Genomic DNA, 19829 nt, shown 5'->3' with positions numbered 1-19829 from the left:
GGCAGTGCAGGGAAACCCCCGCAGGCCCGTTGCGCGCGGTGAAAGACAATGGGCCCATGGGACGCGGGAAGCTTCGGATCTATCTCGGTGCGGCACCGGGCGTCGGCAAGACGTACGCGATGCTCGCCGAGGCGCACCGGCGCGTGGAGCGCGGCACCGACTGCGTACTCGCCTTCGTCGAGCACCACGAGCGCCCGCGGACCGAAGCTCTGCTGCACGGCCTGGAGCAGATCCCGCGCCGCCCGCTGGAGCACCGCGGCGCCGGCTTCACCGAGATGGACGTGGACGCGGTCCTGGCCCGCCGTCCCCAGGTCGCCCTCGTCGACGAGCTCGCGCACACCAACGTGCCCGGCTCCCGGCACGCCAAGCGCTGGCAGGACGTCGAGGCGCTGCTCGCCGCAGGCATCGACGTCATATCCACCGTCAACATCCAGCATCTCGAGTCACTCGGCGATGTCGTCGAATCGATCACCGGCGTACGGCAGGGGGAAACCGTCCCCGACGCGGTGGTCCGGCACGCCGACCAGATCGAGCTGGTCGACATGTCTCCCCAGGCGCTGCGGCGCCGCATGGCGCACGGCAACATCTACCAGCCGGACAAGATCGACGCCTCGCTCTCCCACTACTTCCGCATCGGCAACCTCACGGCCCTGCGTGAACTCGCCCTCCTGTGGGTCGCCGACCGCGTCGACGCCTACCTCCAGCAGTACCGCGGCGAGCACAACATCGACTCGACCTGGCAGGCCCGCGAACGCATCGTCGTCGGCCTGACCGGCGGACCCGAGGGCCGCACCCTGATCCGCCGCGGCGCACGCCTCGCCGAGAAGGGCGCGGGCGGCGAGCTGCTCGCCGTCTACATCGCCCGCAGCGACGGCCTCACCGAGGCCTCGCCCAAGGAGCTCGCACTCCAGCGCACCCTCGTCGAGGACCTCGGCGGCACCTTCCACCACGTCGTCGGCGATGACGTCCCCACCTCGCTGCTCGCCTTCGCCCGCGGCGTCAACGCCACCCAGATCGTCCTCGGCTCCAGCCGCCGCAAGGCCTGGCAGTACGTGTTCGGGCCCGGCGTCGGCGCCACGGTGGCCCGGGAATCGGGCCCCGACCTCGACGTGCACATCGTCACCCACGATGCCGTGGGCAAGGGGCGCGGTCTGCCGGTCGCCCGCGGCGCCCGGCTCGGCACCTCCCGGATCATCGCCGGCTGGCTGACCGGCGTGCTCGCCCCGGTACTGCTCGCGCTGCTGCTCAGGGCCGTCCCGGGCGACCTCGGCCTGGCCAACACGATGCTGCTCTTCCTGTCGTTGACCGTCGCCGCTGCCATGATCGGCGGTCTGCTGCCCGCGCTCGCCTCCGCGGCGATGGGCTCGCTGCTCCTGAACTACTACTTCGCACAGCCCTTCCACCGGTTCACCATCGCCGACCCGCAGAACATCGTGGCGATCGTGGTCTTCGTGGGCGTAGCGATCGCGGTGGCCTCCGTCGTCGACCTCGCGGCCCGGCGTACGCACCAGGCGGCGCGGCTGCGCGCCGAATCCGAGATCCTCTCCTTCCTCGCGGGCAGTGTCCTGCGCGGCGAGACCACCCTGGACGCCCTGCTCGAGCGGGTCCGCGAGACCTTCAACATGGAGGCCGTCGCGCTCCTGGAACGCACGAGCGATGTCGAGCCCTGGAGCTGTGCGGGCAGCGTCGGCGCGGACACCCCCATGGAGCGGCCCGAGGACGCCGATGTCGACATGCCCGTCGGCGACCACATGGCGCTCGCGCTCACCGGACGGGTGCTGCCCGCCGAGGACCGCCGGGTCCTTGCCGCCTTCGCCGCCCAGGCCGCTGTCGTACTCGACCGCCAGCGCCTGAAGGACCAGGCCGAGCAGGCCCGTGCCCTGGCCGAGGGCGACCGGATCCGTACCGCCCTGCTCGCCGCCGTATCGCATGATCTGCGCACACCGCTCGCCGCCATCAAGGCGGCCGTCTCCTCGCTCCGCTCCGACGATGTCGAATGGTCCGAGGAGGACCGGGCCGAACTGCTCGCCGGCATCGAGAACGGCGCGGACCGGCTCGATCACCTCGTGGGCAATCTGCTCGACATGTCCCGGCTGCGGACCGGGACCGTCACCCCGCTGATCCGCGGGATCGACCTCGACGAGGTGGTGCCGATGGCGCTCGGCGGCGTTCCGGAGGGCTCGGCGGATCTCGACATCCCCGAGACGCTGCCGATGGTCCGCGTCGACAAGGGGCTCCTGGAACGGGCCGTCGCCAATGTCGTCGAGAACGCCGTGAAGTACAGTCCCGAGCGGACGCCGGTACGGGTCTGCGCGAGCGCGATCGGGGAGCGGGTCGAGATCCGGGTCGTGGACCGGGGGCCCGGGATTCCGGACGAGGCCAAGGAGCGCGTCTTCGAGCCCTTCCAGCGGTACGGGGACGCCCCGCGCGGCGCGGGCGTGGGCCTGGGGCTCGCGGTGGCGCGAGGGTTCACGGAGGCGATGGGCGGCACGCTGGCCGCGGAGGACACCCCTGGCGGCGGCCTCACCATGGTGCTCACGCTGCGCGCGGCCTCCGCCGCCGTCCCCGCGGACGCAGACGCACCGGTCTCGGCCGGCTCCGGACTCCGGCGGGTCCGACCCGCCGGCCGGTCCGACGCGACCGGCCAGGCTGGTGCGACCGGACTGGTTGACGCGACCGGCCAGGCCGACGCGACCGGACTGGTCGATGTGACGGGACGGGCTGACGTGACGGGGCAGGCTGCCGTGAGAGGACAGGCTGACATGAAGGGCAGGACCGCATGACCCGGGTGCTCGTGGTCGACGACGAACCGCAGATCGTCCGCGCGCTCGTCATCAACCTCAAGGCGCGCCACTACGAGGTGGACACGGCCGCCGACGGATCCACCGCGCTCCAGCTCGCCGCCGCCCGCCGTCCCGACGCGATCGTGCTCGACCTGGGCCTGCCCGACATGGACGGGGTCGAGGTGATCCGCGGTCTGCGCCGCTGGACCCGGGTCCCGGTGCTCGTCCTCTCGGCGCGGCACAGCTCCGACGAGAAGGTCGAGGCCCTCGACGCGGGCGCGGACGACTACGTCACCAAGCCCTTCGGCATGGACGAGCTCCTTGCCCGGCTGCGGGCCGCGGTCCGCAGGGCCGAGCCGGTCACGGCCTCCGGGGGCGATGTGACGGTGGACGCCGGCGATTTCACCGTCGACCTGGCAGCGAAGAAGGTCCACCGCGAGGGCCGCGACGTACGCCTCACCCCCACCGAGTGGCACCTCCTGGAAGCCCTCGTCCGCAATACGGGACGTCTCGTCAGCCAGAAGCAGCTCCTCCAGGAGGTCTGGGGACCCTCATACGGCACGGAGACCAACTACCTGCGCGTCTACATGGCCCAGCTCCGCCGCAAACTGGAGGCGGACCCGTCACATCCGAAGCACTTCATCACCGAGCCGGGCATGGGTTACCGCTTCGAATCCTGAACCGTGATTCCACCCATCGGGCCACCGGGGAACAACCCGCAGCCACCCCGGTACGCTTCCTCTATGAGTGACGTTCCGAGCCCGCAGAAGCCGGCCGGCCGTTTTCGCCGCATGCTGGACCGGCTGTCCTCCTCCCAGGAGGAGATCGAGTCCGAGGAGCTGCGGGAGGACGCGGCCACGGCGGGCTGCACCCGTATCGGCGACTGCCAGGACAGGCAGGTCGTCACGGTAACTGGTACGTTGCGCACCGTCACCCTGCGTCCGCGTGCCGGAGTCCCGGCCCTGGAGGCCGAGCTCTTCGACGGATCGGCCGCGCTGGACGTGGTATGGCTCGGTCGGCGCTCGATCGTGGGTATAGAACCAGGGCGCAGACTGATTGCATCCGGGCGGGTCTCGATGAGCCAAGGGCGTCGGGTGCTGTTCAACCCCAAGTACGAACTCAGACCGCTCGGACAGGAGTAGCCGGTGACGTCAGTCGACAAGCCGACCGACGAGAACGCAGGGGCAGCGAGCCCGGCGCCGGACGCGGACGTGCAGGCGGTGACCGAAGCCGCCCTGTTCGAGGCCTTCGGCGGACTGCGCGGCATGATCGAGACGGTCCTGCCGGGCCTGCTCTTCGTGACCATCTACACGATCAACAAGGACCTGCACCTCTCCGCCATCGCGGCGCTCGGTGTCTCCCTGCTGCTGCTCGTGGCGCGTTTCGCCCGCCGCGGCACCATCAAGCACGCCTTCAGCGGCGTCTTCGGTGTGGCCTTCGGTGTGGTCTTCGCGATGATGACGGGCAACGCCAAGGACTTCTACCTCCCCGGCATGCTCTACACGCTGGGCCTGGCCCTCGCGTACATCATCACGACCCTGTGCGGTGTCCCGCTGATCGGCCTGATCCTCGGCCCGGTCTTCAAGGAGAACCTCTCCTGGCGCACCCGCAACCCGGGCCGCAAGAAGGCCTACGCGAAGGCCAGCTGGGCGTGGGGCCTGATCCTGCTCGGCAAGTGCGCGGTGCTCTTCCCGATGTACTGGTGGGCGGACACCACCAAGTTCGGCTGGGTCCTGGTCGCCCTGAAGATCCCGCCGTTCCTGCTCGCCGTATACCTGACGTGGGTGTTCCTCGCGAAGGCTCCGCCGCCGATCGATGTCTTCGCCGAGATGGAGGCGAAGGAGAAGGCGGAGGAGGAAGCCAAGGAGGCCAAGGAGGCCGAGGAAGCGGAGCAGGCGCGCGAGCGCGAGCAGGTCGCTCCGCGCAGCGAACCGTAGTGATCGGGGGGCTGGGGGCGTAGGCCCACAGAAAGTCAAGCTCAACTGAAAGGGTCCGGGGCGCAAGCCCCGGACCCTTTCAGTCGGCGAGCACGACCTCAGGACTCCCGCCGTACCGACAGCAGATCCTCCAGCTGCTCCTCACGCGCCTGCGCCGCGACGAACAGCAGCTCGTCCCCGGCCTCCAGGGAGTCCTCAGCCGTGGGCGAGAGCACCCGGGAGCCGCGGATGATCGTGACGAGCGAGGTGTCCTCGGGCCAGTTGATCTCGCCGATGACGGTGCCCGCGAGCGCGGACTCCTCCGGCAGGGTCAGCTCGACCAGGTTGGCGTCGCCGTGGCTGAAGCGCAGCAGCCGCACCAGGTCACCCACGCTGACGGCCTCCTCGACGAGCGCCGACATCAGCCGCGGCGTGGACACGGCCACGTCCACGCCCCAGGACTCGTTGAACAGCCACTCGTTCTTGGGGTTGTTCACCCGGGCCACGACCCGCGGCACCCCGTACTCGGTCTTGGCGAGCAGCGAGACGACCAGGTTGACCTTGTCGTCACCGGTGGCCGCGATGACCACGTTGCAGCGCTGCAGCGCCGCCTCGTCGAGCGAGGTGATCTCGCAGGCATCGGCGAGCAGCCACTCGGCCTGCGGCACCCGTTCCACCGAGATGGCGGTGGGTGCCTTGTCGATGAGCAGGACCTCGTGCCCGTTCTCCAGGAGCTCGCCCGCGATGGAGCGGCCGACGGCACCGGCTCCGGCAATAGCGACGCGCATCAGTGACCGCCCTCCTCGGGGCCCTCGGCGAACGCCGCTTCCACCTTCTCGATCTCGTCGGTGCGCATCATGACGTGCACCAGATCACCCTCCTGCAGCACCGTCTGCGAGGACGGCAGGATCGCCTCGCCGAGCCGGGTGAGGAAAGCGACCCGCACCCCGGTCTCCTCCTGCAGCTTGCTGATCCGGTGCCCGACCCAGGACGTCGAGGCGTGCACCTCGGCGAGCTGCACCCCGCCGGTGGGATCCCGCCACAGCGGCTCCGCGCCCGAGGGCAGCAGCCGGCGCAGCATCTGGTCGGCGGTCCAGCGGACCGTGGCGACCGTGGGGATGCCCAGACGCTGGTACACCTCGGCGCGCCGCGGATCGTAGATACGGGCGGCGACGTTCTCGATACCGAACATCTCGCGGGCGACACGCGCGGCGATGATGTTCGAGTTGTCGCCGCTGGACACGGCGGCGAAGGCGCCGGCGTCCTCGATACCCGCCTCGCGGAGGGTGTCCTGGTCGAATCCGACCCCGGTGACCCGGCGGCCGCCGAATCCGGAGCCGAGCCGGCGGAAGGCCGTGGGGTCCTGGTCGACCACGGCGACCGTATGGCCCTGCTGCTCCAGGGTCTGCGCGAGAGCGGCACCCACTCGTCCGCAGCCCATGATGACGATGTGCACGACCGTCCTTCCGGCTGTCAATCTTCCGTTAAAAGTCTGGCGCGGTCCGGCCCGCCCCGCAGGTGGCCCGTTCCGCGCTCACCAGGGTCTCAGACCTGGGGCCGAGCCACACACGCGCCCGGGCCGGTGCGCGGGCGTCCGTTCGAACCCTTACGATCCACTGCGTGCCCAAACTGACCGACGTGCCCAAACGCATCCTGATCGGGCGCGCACTACGCAGCGACAGGCTCGGTGAAACACTTCTGCCGAAGCGCATCGCCCTCCCCGTGTTCGCCTCCGACCCGCTCTCCTCGGTGGCGTACGCGCCCGGCGAAGTCCTTCTGGTGCTCTCCATCGCGGGCGTGTCGGCGTACCACTTCAGCCCGTGGATCGCGGCCGCGGTCGTGGTCCTCATGTTCACCGTGGTGGCCTCGTACCGGCAGAACGTGCACGCCTATCCGAGCGGCGGCGGCGACTACGAGGTCGCCAACGTCAACCTCGGGCGGCGCGCGGGCCTGACCGTGGCGAGCGCACTGCTCGTCGACTACGTGCTCACCGTCGCCGTGTCGATCTCCTCGGGCATCGAGAACCTGGGCTCCGCGATCCCGTTCGTGGTCGAGCACAAGGTGCTCTGCGCGATCGCCGTGATCGTGCTGCTCACCCTGATGAACCTGCGCGGCGTCAAGGAATCCGGGAAGCTCTTCGCGATCCCGACGTACGTCTTCGTCACCGGCGTCTTCGTGCTGTTGCTGTGGGGCGCCTTCCGCGGCCTCGTCCTGGGCGACGAGCTCAGGGCCCCGACGGCCGACTACGAGATCAAGCCCGAGCACCAGGGCCTGGCGGGCTTCGCCCTGGTCTTCCTGCTCCTGCGCGCCTTCTCCTCCGGCTGTGCGGCGCTCACCGGCGTCGAGGCGATCTCCAACGGCGTCCCGGCCTTCCGCAAGCCGAAGTCGAAGAACGCGGCCACCACGCTCGCCCTGATGGGCGGCCTCGCCGTCACCATGTTCTGCGGCATCATCGCGCTCGCCCTCGCCAGCGACGTACGGCTCTCCGAGAACCCCGCAAACGACGTCCTGATCGACGGACAGCCCGCCGGCGGCGACTACGTCCAGCACCCGGTGATCTCCCAGGTCGCCGAGGCGGTCTTCGGCGAGGGATCGTTCCTCTTCATCCTCCTGGCCGCCGCGACGGCCCTGGTCCTCTTCCTCGCCGCGAACACCGCGTACAACGGCTTCCCGCTGCTCGGCTCGATCCTCGCGCAGGACCGCTATCTGCCCCGCCAGCTGCACACCCGCGGCGACCGGCTCGCGTTCTCCAACGGCATCGTGCTGCTCGCGGGCGCGGCGGCCGCCCTCGTCATCGTCTACGACGCCGACTCCACGCGGCTGATCCAGCTCTACATCGTCGGCGTCTTCGTCTCCTTCACGCTCAGCCAGACCGGCATGGTGCGGCACTGGACCCGCCATCTGCGCACCGAGCAGGACCCGGCCAAGCGCCACCGCATGATGCGCTCGCGCGCGATCAACACCTTCGGCGCCTTCTTCACCGGCCTGGTCCTGGTGGTCGTCCTGGTCACCAAGTTCAGCCACGGCGCCTGGGTGTCCCTGCTCGGCATGGCCGTCTTCTACGCGACGATGACCGCGATCCGCCGGCACTACGACCGGGTCTCCGCCGAGATCGCAGCCCCCGAAGGCCCCTCCGACGACAGCGTGCGCCCCTCCCGGGTCCACTCGATCGTCCTCGTCTCCAAAATCCACAAGCCGACGCTGCGCGCCGTGGCCTACGCCAAGCTGATGCGCTCGGACTCCCTCGAAGCGCTCAGCGTCAACGTGGATCCGGCGGAGACCAAGGCGCTCAAGGAGGAATGGGAGCGGCGGGGCATCAACGTGCCACTGAAGGTCCTCGACTCCCCGTACCGGGAGATCACCCGCCCGGTCATCGAGTACGTGAAGAGCCTGCGCCGCGAGAGCCCGCGCGACGCGGTCTCGGTGATCATCCCCGAGTACGTGGTGGGCCACTGGTACGAACACCTGCTGCACAACCAGAGCGCACTCCGCCTCAAGGGCCGCCTGCTGTTCACACCGGGCGTCATGGTCACCTCCGTCCCCTACCAGCTGGAATCCTCCGAAGCCGCGAAGCGGCGGGCAGGCAAGCGCTCGGAATGGAACGCGCCGGGGGCGGTGCGGCGGGGGCCGGTCGAGAAGAAGACCCCTGCCGGGAAGAATGCGGCGAAGAAGCAGAACGGGCGCGGCTGACAACGGGACCGGCTGACGACGGGAGCGGCTGACGACGGGCGCGGCTGACGACGGGACCGGCTGACAACGGGCGCGGCTGACGACGGGCGCCGGGCCCGTTCGGCCGACTCCAGGTGGTGGGCGGACGGACGGACCCCACCCCAACCCCACGTAGACTGGTGGGCTGTCGTCCGACCGCCCGCTCACGTCCCCCAGGAGCTGCCCCCGCCATGCAGGCTGAACCCAAGAACTCGCTGGTCGGGGAGGAGTACGAGGTCGAGGTCGGCCCCGTCGCACACGGCGGCCACTGCATCGCCCGTACCGCCGAGGGCCAGGTCCTCTTCGTACGCCACACGCTGCCGGGCGAACGGGTGATCGCCCGCGTGACCGAGGGCGAACAGGGCGCCCGCTTCCTCCGCGCGGACGCGGTGACCATCCTCGAAGCCTCCAAGGACCGCATCGAGGCCCCCTGCCCCTTCGCCGGCCCCGGCCGCTGCGGCGGCTGCGACTGGCAGCACGCCAAGCCCGGCGCCCAGCGCCGCCTCAAGGGCGAGGTCATCGCCGAACAACTGCAGCGCCTCGCCGGGCTCACCCCCGAGGAGGCCGGCTGGGACGGCACGGTGATGCCGGCCGAGGGCGACAAACTCCCCGCGGGCGAGGTTCCGGCCTGGCGCACGCGTGTGCAGTACGCGGTGGACGCCTCCACCGGGAAGGCGGGCCTGCGCCGCCACCGCTCCCACGAGGTCGAAGTGATCGACCACTGCATGATCGCCGCCCCGGGCGTCACCGAACTCGGCATCGAGGCGCGCGAATGGCCCGGCATCGCCTCCATCGAGGCGATCGCGGCCACGGGCTCGAACGACCGACAGGTCATCCTCACCCCCCGCCCCGGCGCCCGCCTCCCTCTCGTCGAACTCGACAAGCCCGTCTCCGTCCTGCGCATCCACGAACGCGACGGCTCCGTCCACCGCGTCCACGGCCGCCCCTTCGTCCGCGAACGCGCGGACGACCGCACCCACCGCGTGGCCGAGGGCGGCTTCTGGCAGGTCCACCCGAAGGCCGCCGACACCCTCGTCCGCGCCGTCATGCAGGGCCTGCTCCCACGCAAGGGCGACATGGCCCTCGACCTCTACTGCGGCGTCGGCCTCTTCGCCGGCGCCCTCGCCGACCGCGTCGGCGACAAGGGCGCGGTCCTCGGCATCGAATCCGGCAAACGCGCCGTCGAGGACGCCCGCCACAACCTCGCCTCGTTCGACCGCGTCCGCATCGAACAGGGCAAGGTCGAATCCGTCCTCCCGCGCACGGGCATCACCGAGGTCGACCTCATCGCCCTCGACCCCCCACGCGCGGGCGCGGGCCGCGAAACAGTCCACCACCTCGCCTCCCTCGCCGCCCGCCGCATCGCGTACGTGGCCTGCGACCCGGCAGCGCTGGCCCGCGACATCGGCTACTTCCAGGAATCGGGCTACCGGGTACGGACGCTGCGGGCGTTCGATCTGTTTCCGATGACCCACCACGTGGAGTGCGTGGCGATTTTGGAGCCTGCGGCAAAAGGGCTCTGACCTGCTTCTTCTCTGGATTGCTGAGGATCGCCGGCGGTTCCTCGACCGACTTCCTCGTGCGGTTCTCGTTTCAGCGCCGCGTGCATCGACTCGCCCTCCTCGACGCCACCTCCAGGCGTTACCCGGACAACCTCGCCCGGAAGTACGCATCGGCAGAGCAGAACGCGAGCCTTCTCATCCAGGATGATCGCGCGTACCGAGTGACGTAATTTCAAGGGAGGCAGAGGCACAGGTGAACTCAATTCGCATGCCGCATCCGGGTGAAGAGGATCGCCTGCGCCCTGTCGCCAGGTGAAGGCCCACGTCGGTGACGGCGGCTCGGCACGGCGCAGCGGGGCGTCGGGCTGTGGTCAACCGCTGTGCTTGAAGCCCTTGCCCGTGCGGTCGAGAGGGTCGGCAGGCAGCGAGAGGAAGCGGGCTCGCAGCGCGTCCCATGCGTCGAGCCGGGTGAAGTCGGGAGCGTCGAGGAGTTCCTGGCGGTCGGTGAGGAAGGGGTTGGGCAGCAGGACCGTCATCATCTGCTCGTCGCGGCCGTTGAACAGGCGGACTCCCCAGCTGACGGGAGTGCCGTCGGAGCCGATGCTGCGGTAGAGCTCGGCGCGCGAGCAGCGGCGGATGCGGCCGAGCTCGGGGCCGGAGGCGGTGTGCTCACCGATGCACAGGTGGAAGTGCCAGGCGCCGAAGTCGACGGTGGCGTAGCCGTCGTTCATGGTGATGGCTGTCGGGGCGCCCGGGGCGCCGACCTCCCAGGCGGCGCCTTCGATGATGGGCCCGAAGTGGATGTGCTGCCAGTGGTCGGTGAAGACAGTGGTGATCAGGTCGAGGAGGGTGGCCTCGTCGACCGGAAGGGGCCAGACGTGCTGGGTGCCGCCGCCGGGGGTTTCGACAATGGTCGGCTCGGTGGTGGTCATGAGCTCTTCTCCTTGGCGTTGAGGACGCAGTCGCCGCAGGTGCCGGCGCCCGGCACGCGGTAGTACAGGCAGCAGCTGCGTCGTTGGTAGGCGAGCGACTCGGACGGGGCGGCGCGGTGGGTGCCGGCTGCTGACAGTGGAGGCCGGTCCAGCAGCGCCCGGACGAGGGGTACGACGGGGAGAAGGGTTCGCGGCGCTCCGGCGAGCAGGACGCGGTGGGCTCCGATCAGCGCCGAGGCGGCGTTGCCGCGCAGGGTGTGCGGGGACACGCCGGACGCGCGCCGTACGGCATCGGCCCAGGGGACCAGGTTCTGGACGATGACGGTGTGGTGCAGGGCCGGGTGTGGTTCCTGGTCTACTTCCCGCGGGTCCGGGAGCCAGAGGTCGAGGGGGCCGGAGGCGGGCAGGCGCCACCACAGCTGTTCGGGCGCCATATCAGGGACGCGGCCGGTGAGCGTGGCGCAGGCCAGGGCGATGGACCAGAGCCTGGAGGTGGTGCCCAGGTGCAGGGTGGACGCGGCCACCCTGAGCTGGTCGGTGCCCAGCCGCCCGGAGACGACGCGTACGCATTGCTCCAGCGCCTCCCGGTCCGCGTACAGGTCGGTCATCGGACGGAAGCCGTGCGCTGCGGGGCGGGGACCGGTGGCCACCGCGAAGTAGGGGCCGATCGCGGAGACACGCGCCAGCATGTCGGAGGTGATGGCGGCGGTCACCATGTTCGTACCGCCCGTGTCAGCGCGTGGAAGCCGTGGACGCGGACGACTTGCCCATCCGGTCCGGTGAGGGTGAGCCGGCCTGGTCCGCCCCAGCTCACCTTCCTGTCGGCGGTCGGCTCGGTCGGGGCCGCGAGGGCCAGTCCTTCGCGGGCAAGGGCTCGTTCGAGGAGCGGGAGCACATGGGCCGGCGCATCCACCGCCACGTGGGCGCGGGCGGTGCGCCGCAGGCCGAACGTGCCGGACACCGCGTCGAAGGCGAGGTGATCGGCGTCGAAGGCGGCGGCGACGGCGCCACTGTGGATCAGGTCCTCGGGCGCCCCGGCGTGAACACCGGATTCCCGGTCGACGAGCCAGACCGCGTCGGCCACCCGCAACGCCAGCTCCAGGTCGTGGGTGCTGACCACGACGGTCAGGCCCTTGTCCCGCGCGAGGTCGCGCAACAGAACGGTGAGCGCCACGCGCGAGGGCACGTCGAGAAAGGCGGTGGGTTCATCGAGGAGGACGACCTCGGGCTCCTGGGCGAGGGCGCGGGCGGTCAATACGCGCTGACGTTCGCCGTCGGACAGTTCCGCGACCGGCCGGTCCGCCAGATGTCCCGCGCCCACCGCCTTCAGCGACCACTCCACGGCCGCGTGGTCCGCGTCGGTGAGGCGGCCGGTGAATCCGGTGTGCGGGTGTCGGCCGAGCCCGGCAAGTTCCCGTACGGACAGCAGCCCGGCGTCCACCCGGTCGGTCAGGACGACCGCAAGACGGCGGGCGAGAGCGGCCGGTGACTGGTGCGCCACGTCCGTCCCGCCGAGGCGGATCCGGCCGTCGAGTGGTGGCAGGAGTCCGCACAAGGTGCGCAGCAGCGTGGACTTGCCCGCGCCGTTGGGCCCGAGGAGCACGGTCAGTTCGCCGGCCCGCGCTTCCAGGTCGAGCCCGGACAGCACGGGCCGGCTCGCTCGGCGCCTGCGCGGCGACCGGGTCCGGTGGCCGACGGCGAGCCCCTGGGTGGCGAGACCCCCGGCGTGGTCGCGGTCCTGCCTGCCGGCCGTGCCTGTTGCGGGTTCGGTCATGGTGTCGCTCACGAGGCCACTCCTTGTACGCCACGACGGCTGCGGATCAGGATCGCGATGACGACGGGGGCGCCGAACAGCGAGGTGATGGCGCTCAGCGGCAGCACGGAGTCCGTTCCGGGCGGCTGGCTCAGCAGGGCGCACGCCAGCGCGAGGAACGCCCCGGCGAGCATCGACGCCGGGACGAGCGCCCGGTGGTCCGAGGTCCCCAGCGCCACGCGCGTCAGATGCGGGACAGCCAGGCCGAGGAACGCGACGGGGCCGCAGAACGCGGTCGCCGCACCCGCCAGCAGCGAGGTGCCGACCAGTGTGAGGTTGCGGCTGCGCCGTACGTTCAGGCCCATGGTGCGGGCGTAGTCCTCGCCGAGCAGCAGGGCGTTGAGTCGTTTCGCCGTCAGCAGCGCCGCCAGCAAGCCCGCGCCGATCACGGGCAGCATGACCTGCAGGTCGGGCCAGGTCGTGGCGCTGAAACTGCCCAGGCCCCACATGACGAACTGCTGGGCGCGCTCGGGCCGGGCGTAGACGAGCATCACGCCGACCACCGCGGTGGCCGCCGAGCCGATCATGACGCCGATGACGAGGAGGGTGACGGCCGACTTCACCCACCTGGAGAGGAGCAGGACGAGGGCCAGCACGGCGGCGGCGCCGAGCGAAGCGGCGATGACGACGCCGACGCGGCCCAGGCCGGCCAGGTTTCCGGTGAAGCTGCCGGCGACGCCGCCGGTGCCCACCACGACGGCGGCGACGCCGATGCTGGCGCCAGAGCTCAGCCCGAGGGAGAACGGGTCGGCCAGCGCGTTACGGAACAGCGTCTGCATCTGCACGCCCGCCACCGCGAGGGCGGCCCCGACTGCGGTGGCGGTCAGCGCGCGCGGCAGCCTGACCTCTTCGACGATCACGGTCCAGCGCGGGTCGTCGACGGTGGCGCCGAACAGGATCCGCACCACGTCCGCCACCGGCACCGGATGGGAGCCGGTGGCGATGGTGAGCACGAACAGCACGAAGCTGCCCACCGCGAGAGCGAGGACGACGGCGAGGCGCCGCCGTCCCGGCCGCGCGGCGTGCGGGGCGTCCGGGACGGCGACCGACGTCGGGGTCATGTGCGTCGTCACGCCCTGGGCACCTGCCGGTAGAAGGTGAACGTGTGGTCCTTCGCCCGGTCCGGGTGCATCAGCGCGAAGAGGTCGGCGAGGACGAGGTCAGGGCGCAGCACACCGCGCTCGAAGTAGTCGTTGCCGCCGCCGGGGCCGAGCGCCTTGGTGTTCGTCCAGACCGCACCGTCGGATACGGCCTTCAACTGCCCGTACCGGCTGTCGGCCTTCACCACGTCGGTGGTGGACTTCCACTGCTGGTCGGCGATCCAGACCGGGGTCTGGCCGCCCTTGGCGTACACGGCCTCGAAGTTCAGCTGGAGGTTGCCGGTGCCCGGCTCACCGGCCCATGGGTAGGTGCCCCCCCGCGTCCTTGATCAGTTGGGCGGCGTAGCTGCTGCCGGCGGGCATGTACCAGGTGCCCTGGTACATCGTGCCGGGCAGGACCTCCACGGGCTTGGCCGCCTTGACCGCTTGCGCGCCCTTCTCGGCGACCTTCCGGTAGTCGCCCTCGATGGTGGCGAACACCTCGCCGGCGCGCTGCTCCGCCCCGGTGAGCGCGGCCATCGCCTTGACCCACTCGGCCCGGCCGAGCGGACTGGGCTCCAGCCACTCGGCGTTGGCGACGACGGTGATGCCCGCCTGGCGCAGCTTGGGGTACTGCGGGTCGTCGGTGCCCTGGGTCATCAGGACGTCAGGCTTGGCGCCGATGACGGTCTCGGCGTTGAGGGTGCGGTCCTTGGCGTACTCGGTGATCCTGCCTGCCTTCACCCGCTCGATCACCTCGGCGGAGGAGATGGCCCTGGCGCTCGCGACTCCGGTCAGCACGTCCAGGGTGCCGGTCTCGGTCAGCAGCGGAAGATGGGTGGTGGAGGCCGAGTACAGACTCCTGACGGGAACGGAGACCTGTTGCGCAGACGCCAGCTCACCGGTCAGCTTCGGCTTCGGCGCACCGCACTTGACCAGCACGTAGGACTCGGGCTTGCCCTTGGGGAAGGGCTCCTTGACGGTGAGGACCTGGTAGCTCTTCTCGTACCGGAGGGAGAAGTTCTTGGCGTGCTTCACCGTCGACTTGACCGGGAAGTAGTCCTTGGCCGGGTCGAAGTCCTTGATGCAGCCCTTCCCGGCGACCTCCGTCGTGGCGTCGGTGGGTGGGCCGGAGTTGCCGCCGCACGCGGTGAGTGTGAGGGCTGCGGTCAGAAAGGCTGCGGCGGCCGCCTGACGGCGGCCCGGCATGAGGGACCGTACGGACAAGATGACTCCTGGTGGCGTGCGTGGGCAGCGCGCACCGGCATGGCGGGGCGCGTGGTGCGGCGTACAGGGCGGGGAAGTCCGCCGAGCGAGGGGCCGTCAGAACCGGAAGGAACGGGCCCATGCGTCAAGCCGGGCAGGTCTGCTCCGCAGAGCCACGGGCAGCACGAGGCTGCCACCGCACATACGCAGGCACACGAGTGCCACCGCCTCTCCTGGGGAAATCCGCCCCGTACATCGAGGTGCGACGGCGTGAGTCTCCTGACTTGGGATCACAGCTTCTCCGGCCTTCCCACCCCGGATGGGGCGGTGGCCATGGGTGGAGTCGCTCCCCCTACACAGTGGCGGTACCGTGCCGGAATCTCACCGGCTTCCTCGTTCCGCCGTCGCTTGTCGGACGGAAGCATCGCAGAACCGGCCAGGGCCCGCCAGACCCGCCTCTGTGCGATCAACCACAGCCACAGGCGCAGCCGTCATGGCGAAGAGTGCTCCGCCTTGCTCGGTGCGGTCGGCTGAGGCTCGCCGGGAAGGAAGGCCACCTGGTGCGCGCCCGTGGGCGCAGCGCGAAGAGACAGTCGCGGTAGTAGGCGGCAAGGTTCGGGTCGTGCAGGGCCGCCAGGGCCGTCGCCGGCAGCTGCCGCAAGGTGCCTGGGGCCTCCAACTGGTGGCGAATGTCCAGGTGGTTGGTCGGTTCGTTGGTCGGTTCGTTGGTCGGTTCGTCAAGGACAGGCAGGGCGATCGGCAACCGGGCGACGGCGGTCCGAGGCCACGACGAACGACCGGACTTCGATGCACGGGAGACCAGGCCGTCGGGCCGCGCGCTGAGGCCCGGTGCGGGTGCCCGACTGCCTCGACAACGTGGCCGTCGTAGAGCCCTCCGGCGTCGGGCGAGAGGCTGGTGGCCCGCTGCTCCGGCCCGGCCCGGTCGTCGACGCCGCCGCGTCGGAGGACCCGTGGCTCCACAGGCCGGCGCGGCACGCGCCCGACGTCGCGGAGCCGGAGCCGGCCTTTCGGGCGCGGCGGCAGGTCTCGTCGTGCCGGCCCGTCCGTCTTCTACGGGACCGGCGCGGCGCATCCGGTGCGTGCCGCGGTGGTCGTTCCTCTCTCACCGCGCCGGACCGTCGGACTGCCGCTGGACGGAAGCGATGTGACGTGCTGTCAGGTAGTGGCCGCGTCGGCGTCGCTCCTGTTTGCCCTCGCGATGACGTTGAGTTAGGTTAGCCTTGCCTTTGTTAGGCACACCTAACTTCAGTGAGTGGGGGTCTGCGCGTGTTTGCCGGAAGCGGGGAGAACGTATGCCCGGTCGCGCTGGTCACCGGGGCGGCCCGGGGAATCGGTGCCGCCGTGGTCGACGGGCTGGTCCGCGAGGGCGCCGTCGTCGCCGCCGTCGACGTCGACGCGGACGGCCTGGCCGAACTCGCGCAGCGCTCGGACGGACGGGTCGTCCCCTTCACCGCCGACGTGTCGGACCCCGCCGCGGTCGCCGCTGTGGTCGCCGCGGCCGAGAAGGACATCGGTCCGATCGACACCGGTGTGTCGGTGGCCGGCATCCTGCGGCCCGGGCCGCTGTGCGAGACCACCGAGAAGGACTGGGCGGACACCCTCGCCGTCAACACCACGGGCGTCTTCCTCATCCTGCGTGAACTGGCCCGCCGGATGGTGCCCCGTGGCAGGGGGGCCCTGGTCACTGTCGCCTCCAACGCGGCGGGCATACCGCGCACCGGCATGGGCGCGTACGCCGCCTCCAAGGCCGCGAGCGTCATGCTCACCCGCTGCCTCGGCTTGGAGCTCGCCCGCCACGGCATCCGGTGCAACGTGGTCTCGCCCGGCTCGACCGACACCCCGATGCAGCGCCAGCTGTGGACCGGCGAGGACGACCTCGCGCGGGTGATCGCGGGCACTCCGCAGCAGTTCCGGACGGGTATACCACTCGGCCGCATTGCCGACCCGGCGGACATCGCCGACGCCGTGCTGTTCCTGGTCTCCGACCGGGCGCGGCACATCACCATGCAGAACCTGTTCGTCGACGGCGGCGCGACCCTGCGCGCCTGAGAGAGGAATGCCGACGTGTCCATACCCGCGCTGGTGCGCCCGAGCCCGGTGCACCGGGCGTCCGACCTGCTGGCCGCCTACCTGCCCGGCTCGTTCTACTTCTCCTCGCCCCGGGGGACCCTGCTCGCCGATGGGATCCACGCCAGGATCCGTGCCGACGGCGCGTCGCACGCCGGGGCCGCCGCCGAGGCGCTCCGAGCGGCCGCCGAGGCAGGGGTGCCCGACCCCGTCGTGGCCGGCGCCGTGGGGTTCCGCCGGTCAGCGGAGAGCGGCCTGGTGGTGCCCTCCCTGGTGCGGCGCGCCGACGCCCCCGCAGGTGTACGGGCACCCGGCGCGGAGTCCGGAACCTCGTGGACGGTCACGCCGCGCCCCGAGCCCGCGCGGTACGCCGACAGCGTCCGCCGCGCGCTGGAGCTGATCGGCCGCGGCGAGCTGAGCAAGGTCGTGCTGGCCCGCTCCCTCGAACTGACCGCGGACGCCCCGGTGTGGGTGCCCGCCCTGCTGGCCCGGCTGGTGCGGGCGGACCCCGCCGCGTACGCCTTCGCCGTCGACGTCACCGCGCCCGGCGACCTCGCCACGCGCACTCTGGTCGGGGCCAGTCCCGAACTGCTGGTGTCCCGGCGCGGGGCGACCGTGGTGGCCAACCCGCTGGCGGGCTCGGCCTCCCGGTCGGGCGACGAAGCCCTGGACCGCAAGCGGATCGCCCGGCTGCGCGACTCGGCCAAGGACCTCGGCGAGCACGCCCACACCGCCGCGCAGGTCGCCGAAGTGCTCGGCCGGTTCTGTGTCGACCTGGAGGTGCCGGAGCGGCCGGAGGTCATCGGCACGCCGACGATGTGGCACCTGTCCACCCGGATCACCGCACGGCTCGCGGACCCGGCCGACCCCGCCTGTTCGGCGCTGGGGCTGGCCGAGGCGCTGCACCCGACCCCCGCGGTGGGCGGTGTGCCCGCGGTCGCGGCGCAGGAGACCATCGCGGACCTGGAGCAGGAGGACCGCGGCTACTTCGCGGGCATGGTCGGCTGGACCGGCCTCGACGGTGACGGAGAGTGGGCGGTGACGATCCGCAGCGCCGAGGTGAGCGATCGGACGGTGCGGCTGTCCGCCGGTGCCGGGATCGTCGAGGGTTCCGACCCCCTGGCCGAACTCGCGGAGACCGAAGCCAAGTTCAGCACGCTGCTGCGCGCCCTCGGACTGGAGGGTGCCGTATGACCGCGGACCACGTGCCCTGGCCGGCGCGGACGGCCGCGCGTTACCGGGCCGCCGGCCACTGGCGCGGGCAGACTTTCGGGGCACTGCTGACCTCGTTGGCCGCCGCGTACGGCGGCCGCACCGCCGTCGTGGGCGGGGAGACCCGGTGGAGCTTCGCCGAACTGGACGAGCGGGCCCACCGGATGGCGGCGGGCCTGCTCGGGTCGGGACTCGCGCCCGGTGACCGGGTGGTGCTGCAACTGCCCAACATCCCGGAGTTCCTGCCGGTCGTGTTCGGCATGTGGCGCGCAGGCGTGCTGCCGGTGTTCGCGCTGCCCGCGCACCGGCACAGCGAACTGCGGCACTTCGCCGCGCACAGCGAGGCCGCCGCCATCGTCACCGTCGGCGAGCACGAACGGCACGACCACGCGGCGATGGCCCGCGCCGTCGCGTCCGACGTCGACTCCGTACGACAGGTCATGGTCGTCGGCTCGCGCGAGTTCGCCGACCTTGCCGCGTCGGCGCCGCGAGAACTGCCCGACCCCGACTCCGGAGGCGTGGCCTTCCTGCAGCTGTCCGGGGGGAGTACCGGGCTGTCGAAGCTGATCCCGCGCACACACGACGACTACCTGTACAGCGTCCGCGAGAGTGTCCGGATCTGCGGTCTGCGCCCGGACAGCGTCCACCTGGCCGCGCTGCCGGTGTCCCACAACTTCCCGCTCAGTTCGCCGGGGGTGCTCGGCGCGCTGCACGCGGGCGCGGCCACCGTCATGGCGCCACGGCCCGACGCGGACACCGTGTTCCGGCTGATCGAGGCGGAGCGGGTCACGATCACTGGGGTGGTGCCGCCGCTTGCCGCCGCGTGGGTGCAGGCGGCCGCGCGCACCGACCGCGACCTGTCGTCCCTGGAGGTGCTGCTGGTCGGCGGGGCCAAGTGCGGGCGCGAGCTGGCCGAGCGGATCGGCCCGGCGCTGGGCTGCCGGCTGCAGCAGGTGTTCGGCATGGCGGAGGGCCTGGTGTGCTACACCCGTCTGGACGACCCGGACGAGGCCGTGCTTTCCACGCAGGGTCGGCCGATCTCCCCGGACGACGAGATCCGCGTCGTCGACCCGGACACCGGTGCCGACGTGGCGCCGGGCGGGACGGGCGCACTGCTGACCCGAGGGCCGTACACGATCCGCGGCTACTACCGGGCGGCGGAGCACAACGCCACCGCGTTCACCGAGGACGGGTTCTACCGGACCGGCGACCTGGTGCGCCGCACGCCCACGGGGCACCTGGAGGTCGTCGGCCGGGCCAAGGAGCAGATCAACCGGGGCGGGGAGAAGGTGGCGGCCGAGGAGGTCGAAAACCATCTGATGGCTCACCCGGGGGTGCTCGACGCCGCCGTGGTGGCCGTGCCCGACACCTATCTCGGCGAGCGGACCTGCGCCTACGTCGTGCCCGCCGCGGGTGCGACGCCCACCGGGCCTCAGCTGCGCGCGTTCGTGCGCGAGCGCGGGGTGGCCGCCTTCAAGGTGCCGGACCTCGTCCAGGTCGTCGAGGAGTTCCCGGTGACCGGTGTCGGCAAGACCAGCAAGCGCGAGCTGAGGGCGGCCCTGGCCGCGCTCGCTCGGAAGGAGTCATGAG

Annotated in this window: 18 protein-coding genes and 1 riboswitch; of the genes, 9 read left to right on the top strand and 9 right to left on the bottom strand. The window is 71.3% G+C overall.

Features of this window, described 5'->3' with window-relative positions; genetic code table 11:
• Positions 1-56 precede the first annotated feature (56 nt).
• The 4 genes from ACLF6P_RS08300 (at position 57) to ACLF6P_RS08285 (ending at position 4720) form a co-directional block, all read left to right on the top strand.
• The gene (locus tag ACLF6P_RS08300) at positions 57-2783 is read left to right on the top strand and encodes an ATP-binding protein (RefSeq protein WP_415949205.1); all 2727 of its coding nucleotides are present in this window, start codon (positions 57-59) and stop codon (positions 2781-2783) included.
• Complete coding sequence (locus ACLF6P_RS08295) at positions 2780-3463, top strand: response regulator (protein ID WP_415949204.1); 684 nt, start codon at positions 2780-2782, stop codon at positions 3461-3463. Before ACLF6P_RS08300 ends, ACLF6P_RS08295 begins: the two co-directional genes overlap by 4 nt.
• 63 nt (positions 3464-3526) lie before the next feature.
• Positions 3527-3925 carry an OB-fold nucleic acid binding domain-containing protein gene (locus ACLF6P_RS08290; RefSeq protein WP_415949203.1) on the top strand — a complete coding sequence of 133 codons (399 nt, stop codon included), beginning with the start codon at positions 3527-3529 and terminating at the stop codon, positions 3923-3925.
• A gap of 3 nt (positions 3926-3928) precedes the next feature.
• The gene (locus ACLF6P_RS08285) at positions 3929-4720 is read left to right on the top strand and encodes a DUF3159 domain-containing protein (RefSeq protein ID WP_415949202.1); all 792 of its coding nucleotides are present in this window, start codon (positions 3929-3931) and stop codon (positions 4718-4720) included.
• A gap of 98 nt (positions 4721-4818) precedes the next feature.
• Here ACLF6P_RS08285 and ACLF6P_RS08280 read toward each other — a convergent pair whose 3' ends face one another.
• Both ACLF6P_RS08280 and ACLF6P_RS08275 read right to left on the bottom strand, forming a co-directional pair.
• Positions 4819-5487: a potassium channel family protein gene (locus tag ACLF6P_RS08280; protein ID WP_415949201.1), complete on the bottom strand. Its 669-nt coding sequence runs from the start codon at positions 5485-5487 to the stop codon at positions 4819-4821.
• Positions 5487-6155: a potassium channel family protein gene (locus ACLF6P_RS08275; protein ID WP_415949200.1), complete on the bottom strand. Its 669-nt coding sequence runs from the start codon at positions 6153-6155 to the stop codon at positions 5487-5489. Before ACLF6P_RS08275 ends, ACLF6P_RS08280 begins: the two co-directional genes overlap by 1 nt.
• 164 nt (positions 6156-6319) lie before the next feature.
• On the opposite strand from ACLF6P_RS08275, the gene ACLF6P_RS08270 reads away from it, so the two are divergent.
• Both ACLF6P_RS08270 and ACLF6P_RS08265 read left to right on the top strand, forming a co-directional pair.
• A complete protein-coding gene (locus ACLF6P_RS08270) occupies positions 6320-8389 on the top strand; it encodes an APC family permease (protein WP_415949199.1) in 2070 nt (689 codons plus the stop codon).
• Between the two features lie 209 nt (positions 8390-8598).
• Entirely contained in the window at positions 8599-9930 is a 1332-nt protein-coding gene (locus ACLF6P_RS08265; RefSeq protein WP_415949198.1) for a class I SAM-dependent RNA methyltransferase, read from the top strand.
• Here the strand turns inward: ACLF6P_RS08265 and ACLF6P_RS08260 are convergent.
• The 7 genes from ACLF6P_RS08260 to ACLF6P_RS08230 form a co-directional block, all read right to left on the bottom strand.
• Positions 9834-10160: an NUDIX domain-containing protein gene (locus tag ACLF6P_RS08260; protein WP_415949197.1), complete on the bottom strand. Its 327-nt coding sequence runs from the start codon at positions 10158-10160 to the stop codon at positions 9834-9836. The two genes, ACLF6P_RS08265 and ACLF6P_RS08260, sit on opposite strands and share 97 nt — an antisense overlap.
• Before the next feature lie 120 nt (positions 10161-10280).
• Entirely contained in the window at positions 10281-10841 is a 561-nt protein-coding gene (locus ACLF6P_RS08255) for a DUF7676 family protein (RefSeq protein ID WP_415949196.1), read from the bottom strand.
• Positions 10838-11557 carry a (2Fe-2S)-binding protein gene (locus ACLF6P_RS08250; RefSeq protein ID WP_415949195.1) on the bottom strand — a complete coding sequence of 240 codons (720 nt, stop codon included), beginning with the start codon at positions 11555-11557 and terminating at the stop codon, positions 10838-10840. The genes ACLF6P_RS08255 and ACLF6P_RS08250 overlap by 4 nt, the downstream gene beginning before the upstream one ends.
• The gene (locus ACLF6P_RS08245) at positions 11551-12627 is read right to left on the bottom strand and encodes an ABC transporter ATP-binding protein (protein WP_415949194.1); all 1077 of its coding nucleotides are present in this window, start codon (positions 12625-12627) and stop codon (positions 11551-11553) included. The genes ACLF6P_RS08250 and ACLF6P_RS08245 overlap by 7 nt, the downstream gene beginning before the upstream one ends.
• A complete protein-coding gene (locus ACLF6P_RS08240; RefSeq protein WP_415949193.1) occupies positions 12624-13727 on the bottom strand; it encodes a FecCD family ABC transporter permease in 1104 nt (367 codons plus the stop codon). The genes ACLF6P_RS08245 and ACLF6P_RS08240 overlap by 4 nt, the downstream gene beginning before the upstream one ends.
• On the bottom strand, positions 13724-14008 hold the full coding sequence (locus ACLF6P_RS08235; RefSeq protein ID WP_415949192.1) for a hypothetical protein: 285 nt from the start codon (positions 14006-14008) through the stop codon (positions 13724-13726). The genes ACLF6P_RS08240 and ACLF6P_RS08235 overlap by 4 nt, the downstream gene beginning before the upstream one ends.
• A gap of 37 nt (positions 14009-14045) precedes the next feature.
• A complete protein-coding gene (locus ACLF6P_RS08230) occupies positions 14046-14960 on the bottom strand; it encodes an ABC transporter substrate-binding protein (protein ID WP_415949191.1) in 915 nt (304 codons plus the stop codon).
• Positions 14961-15192: 232 nt separating this feature from the next.
• Positions 15193-15380: riboswitch (cobalamin riboswitch) on the bottom strand.
• Between the two features lie 846 nt (positions 15381-16226).
• On the opposite strand from ACLF6P_RS08230, the gene ACLF6P_RS08225 reads away from it, so the two are divergent.
• The 3 genes from ACLF6P_RS08225 to ACLF6P_RS08215 are packed head-to-tail and all read left to right on the top strand — an operon-like array spanning position 16227 to position 19828.
• Positions 16227-17009 (top strand): 2,3-dihydro-2,3-dihydroxybenzoate dehydrogenase, encoded by a 783-nt coding sequence (locus tag ACLF6P_RS08225; protein ID WP_415949190.1) that lies wholly within the window; start codon positions 16227-16229, stop codon positions 17007-17009.
• Between the two features lie 15 nt (positions 17010-17024).
• Positions 17025-18221 carry an isochorismate synthase gene (locus tag ACLF6P_RS08220; protein WP_415949189.1) on the top strand — a complete coding sequence of 399 codons (1197 nt, stop codon included), beginning with the start codon at positions 17025-17027 and terminating at the stop codon, positions 18219-18221.
• Complete coding sequence (locus tag ACLF6P_RS08215) at positions 18218-19828, top strand: (2,3-dihydroxybenzoyl)adenylate synthase (protein ID WP_415949188.1); 1611 nt, start codon at positions 18218-18220, stop codon at positions 19826-19828. Before ACLF6P_RS08220 ends, ACLF6P_RS08215 begins: the two co-directional genes overlap by 4 nt.
• The last annotated feature ends 1 nt before the right edge of the window (position 19829 follow it).

Origin of the sequence: Streptomyces lothianensis, assembly GCF_047779955.1 — a bacterium.
In the GTDB taxonomy this organism is placed as follows: Bacteria; Actinomycetota; Actinomycetes; order Streptomycetales; family Streptomycetaceae; genus Streptomyces.
Note: the sequence above shows the minus strand (reverse complement) of the source record. Positions and strands in the feature narration are given on the sequence as shown.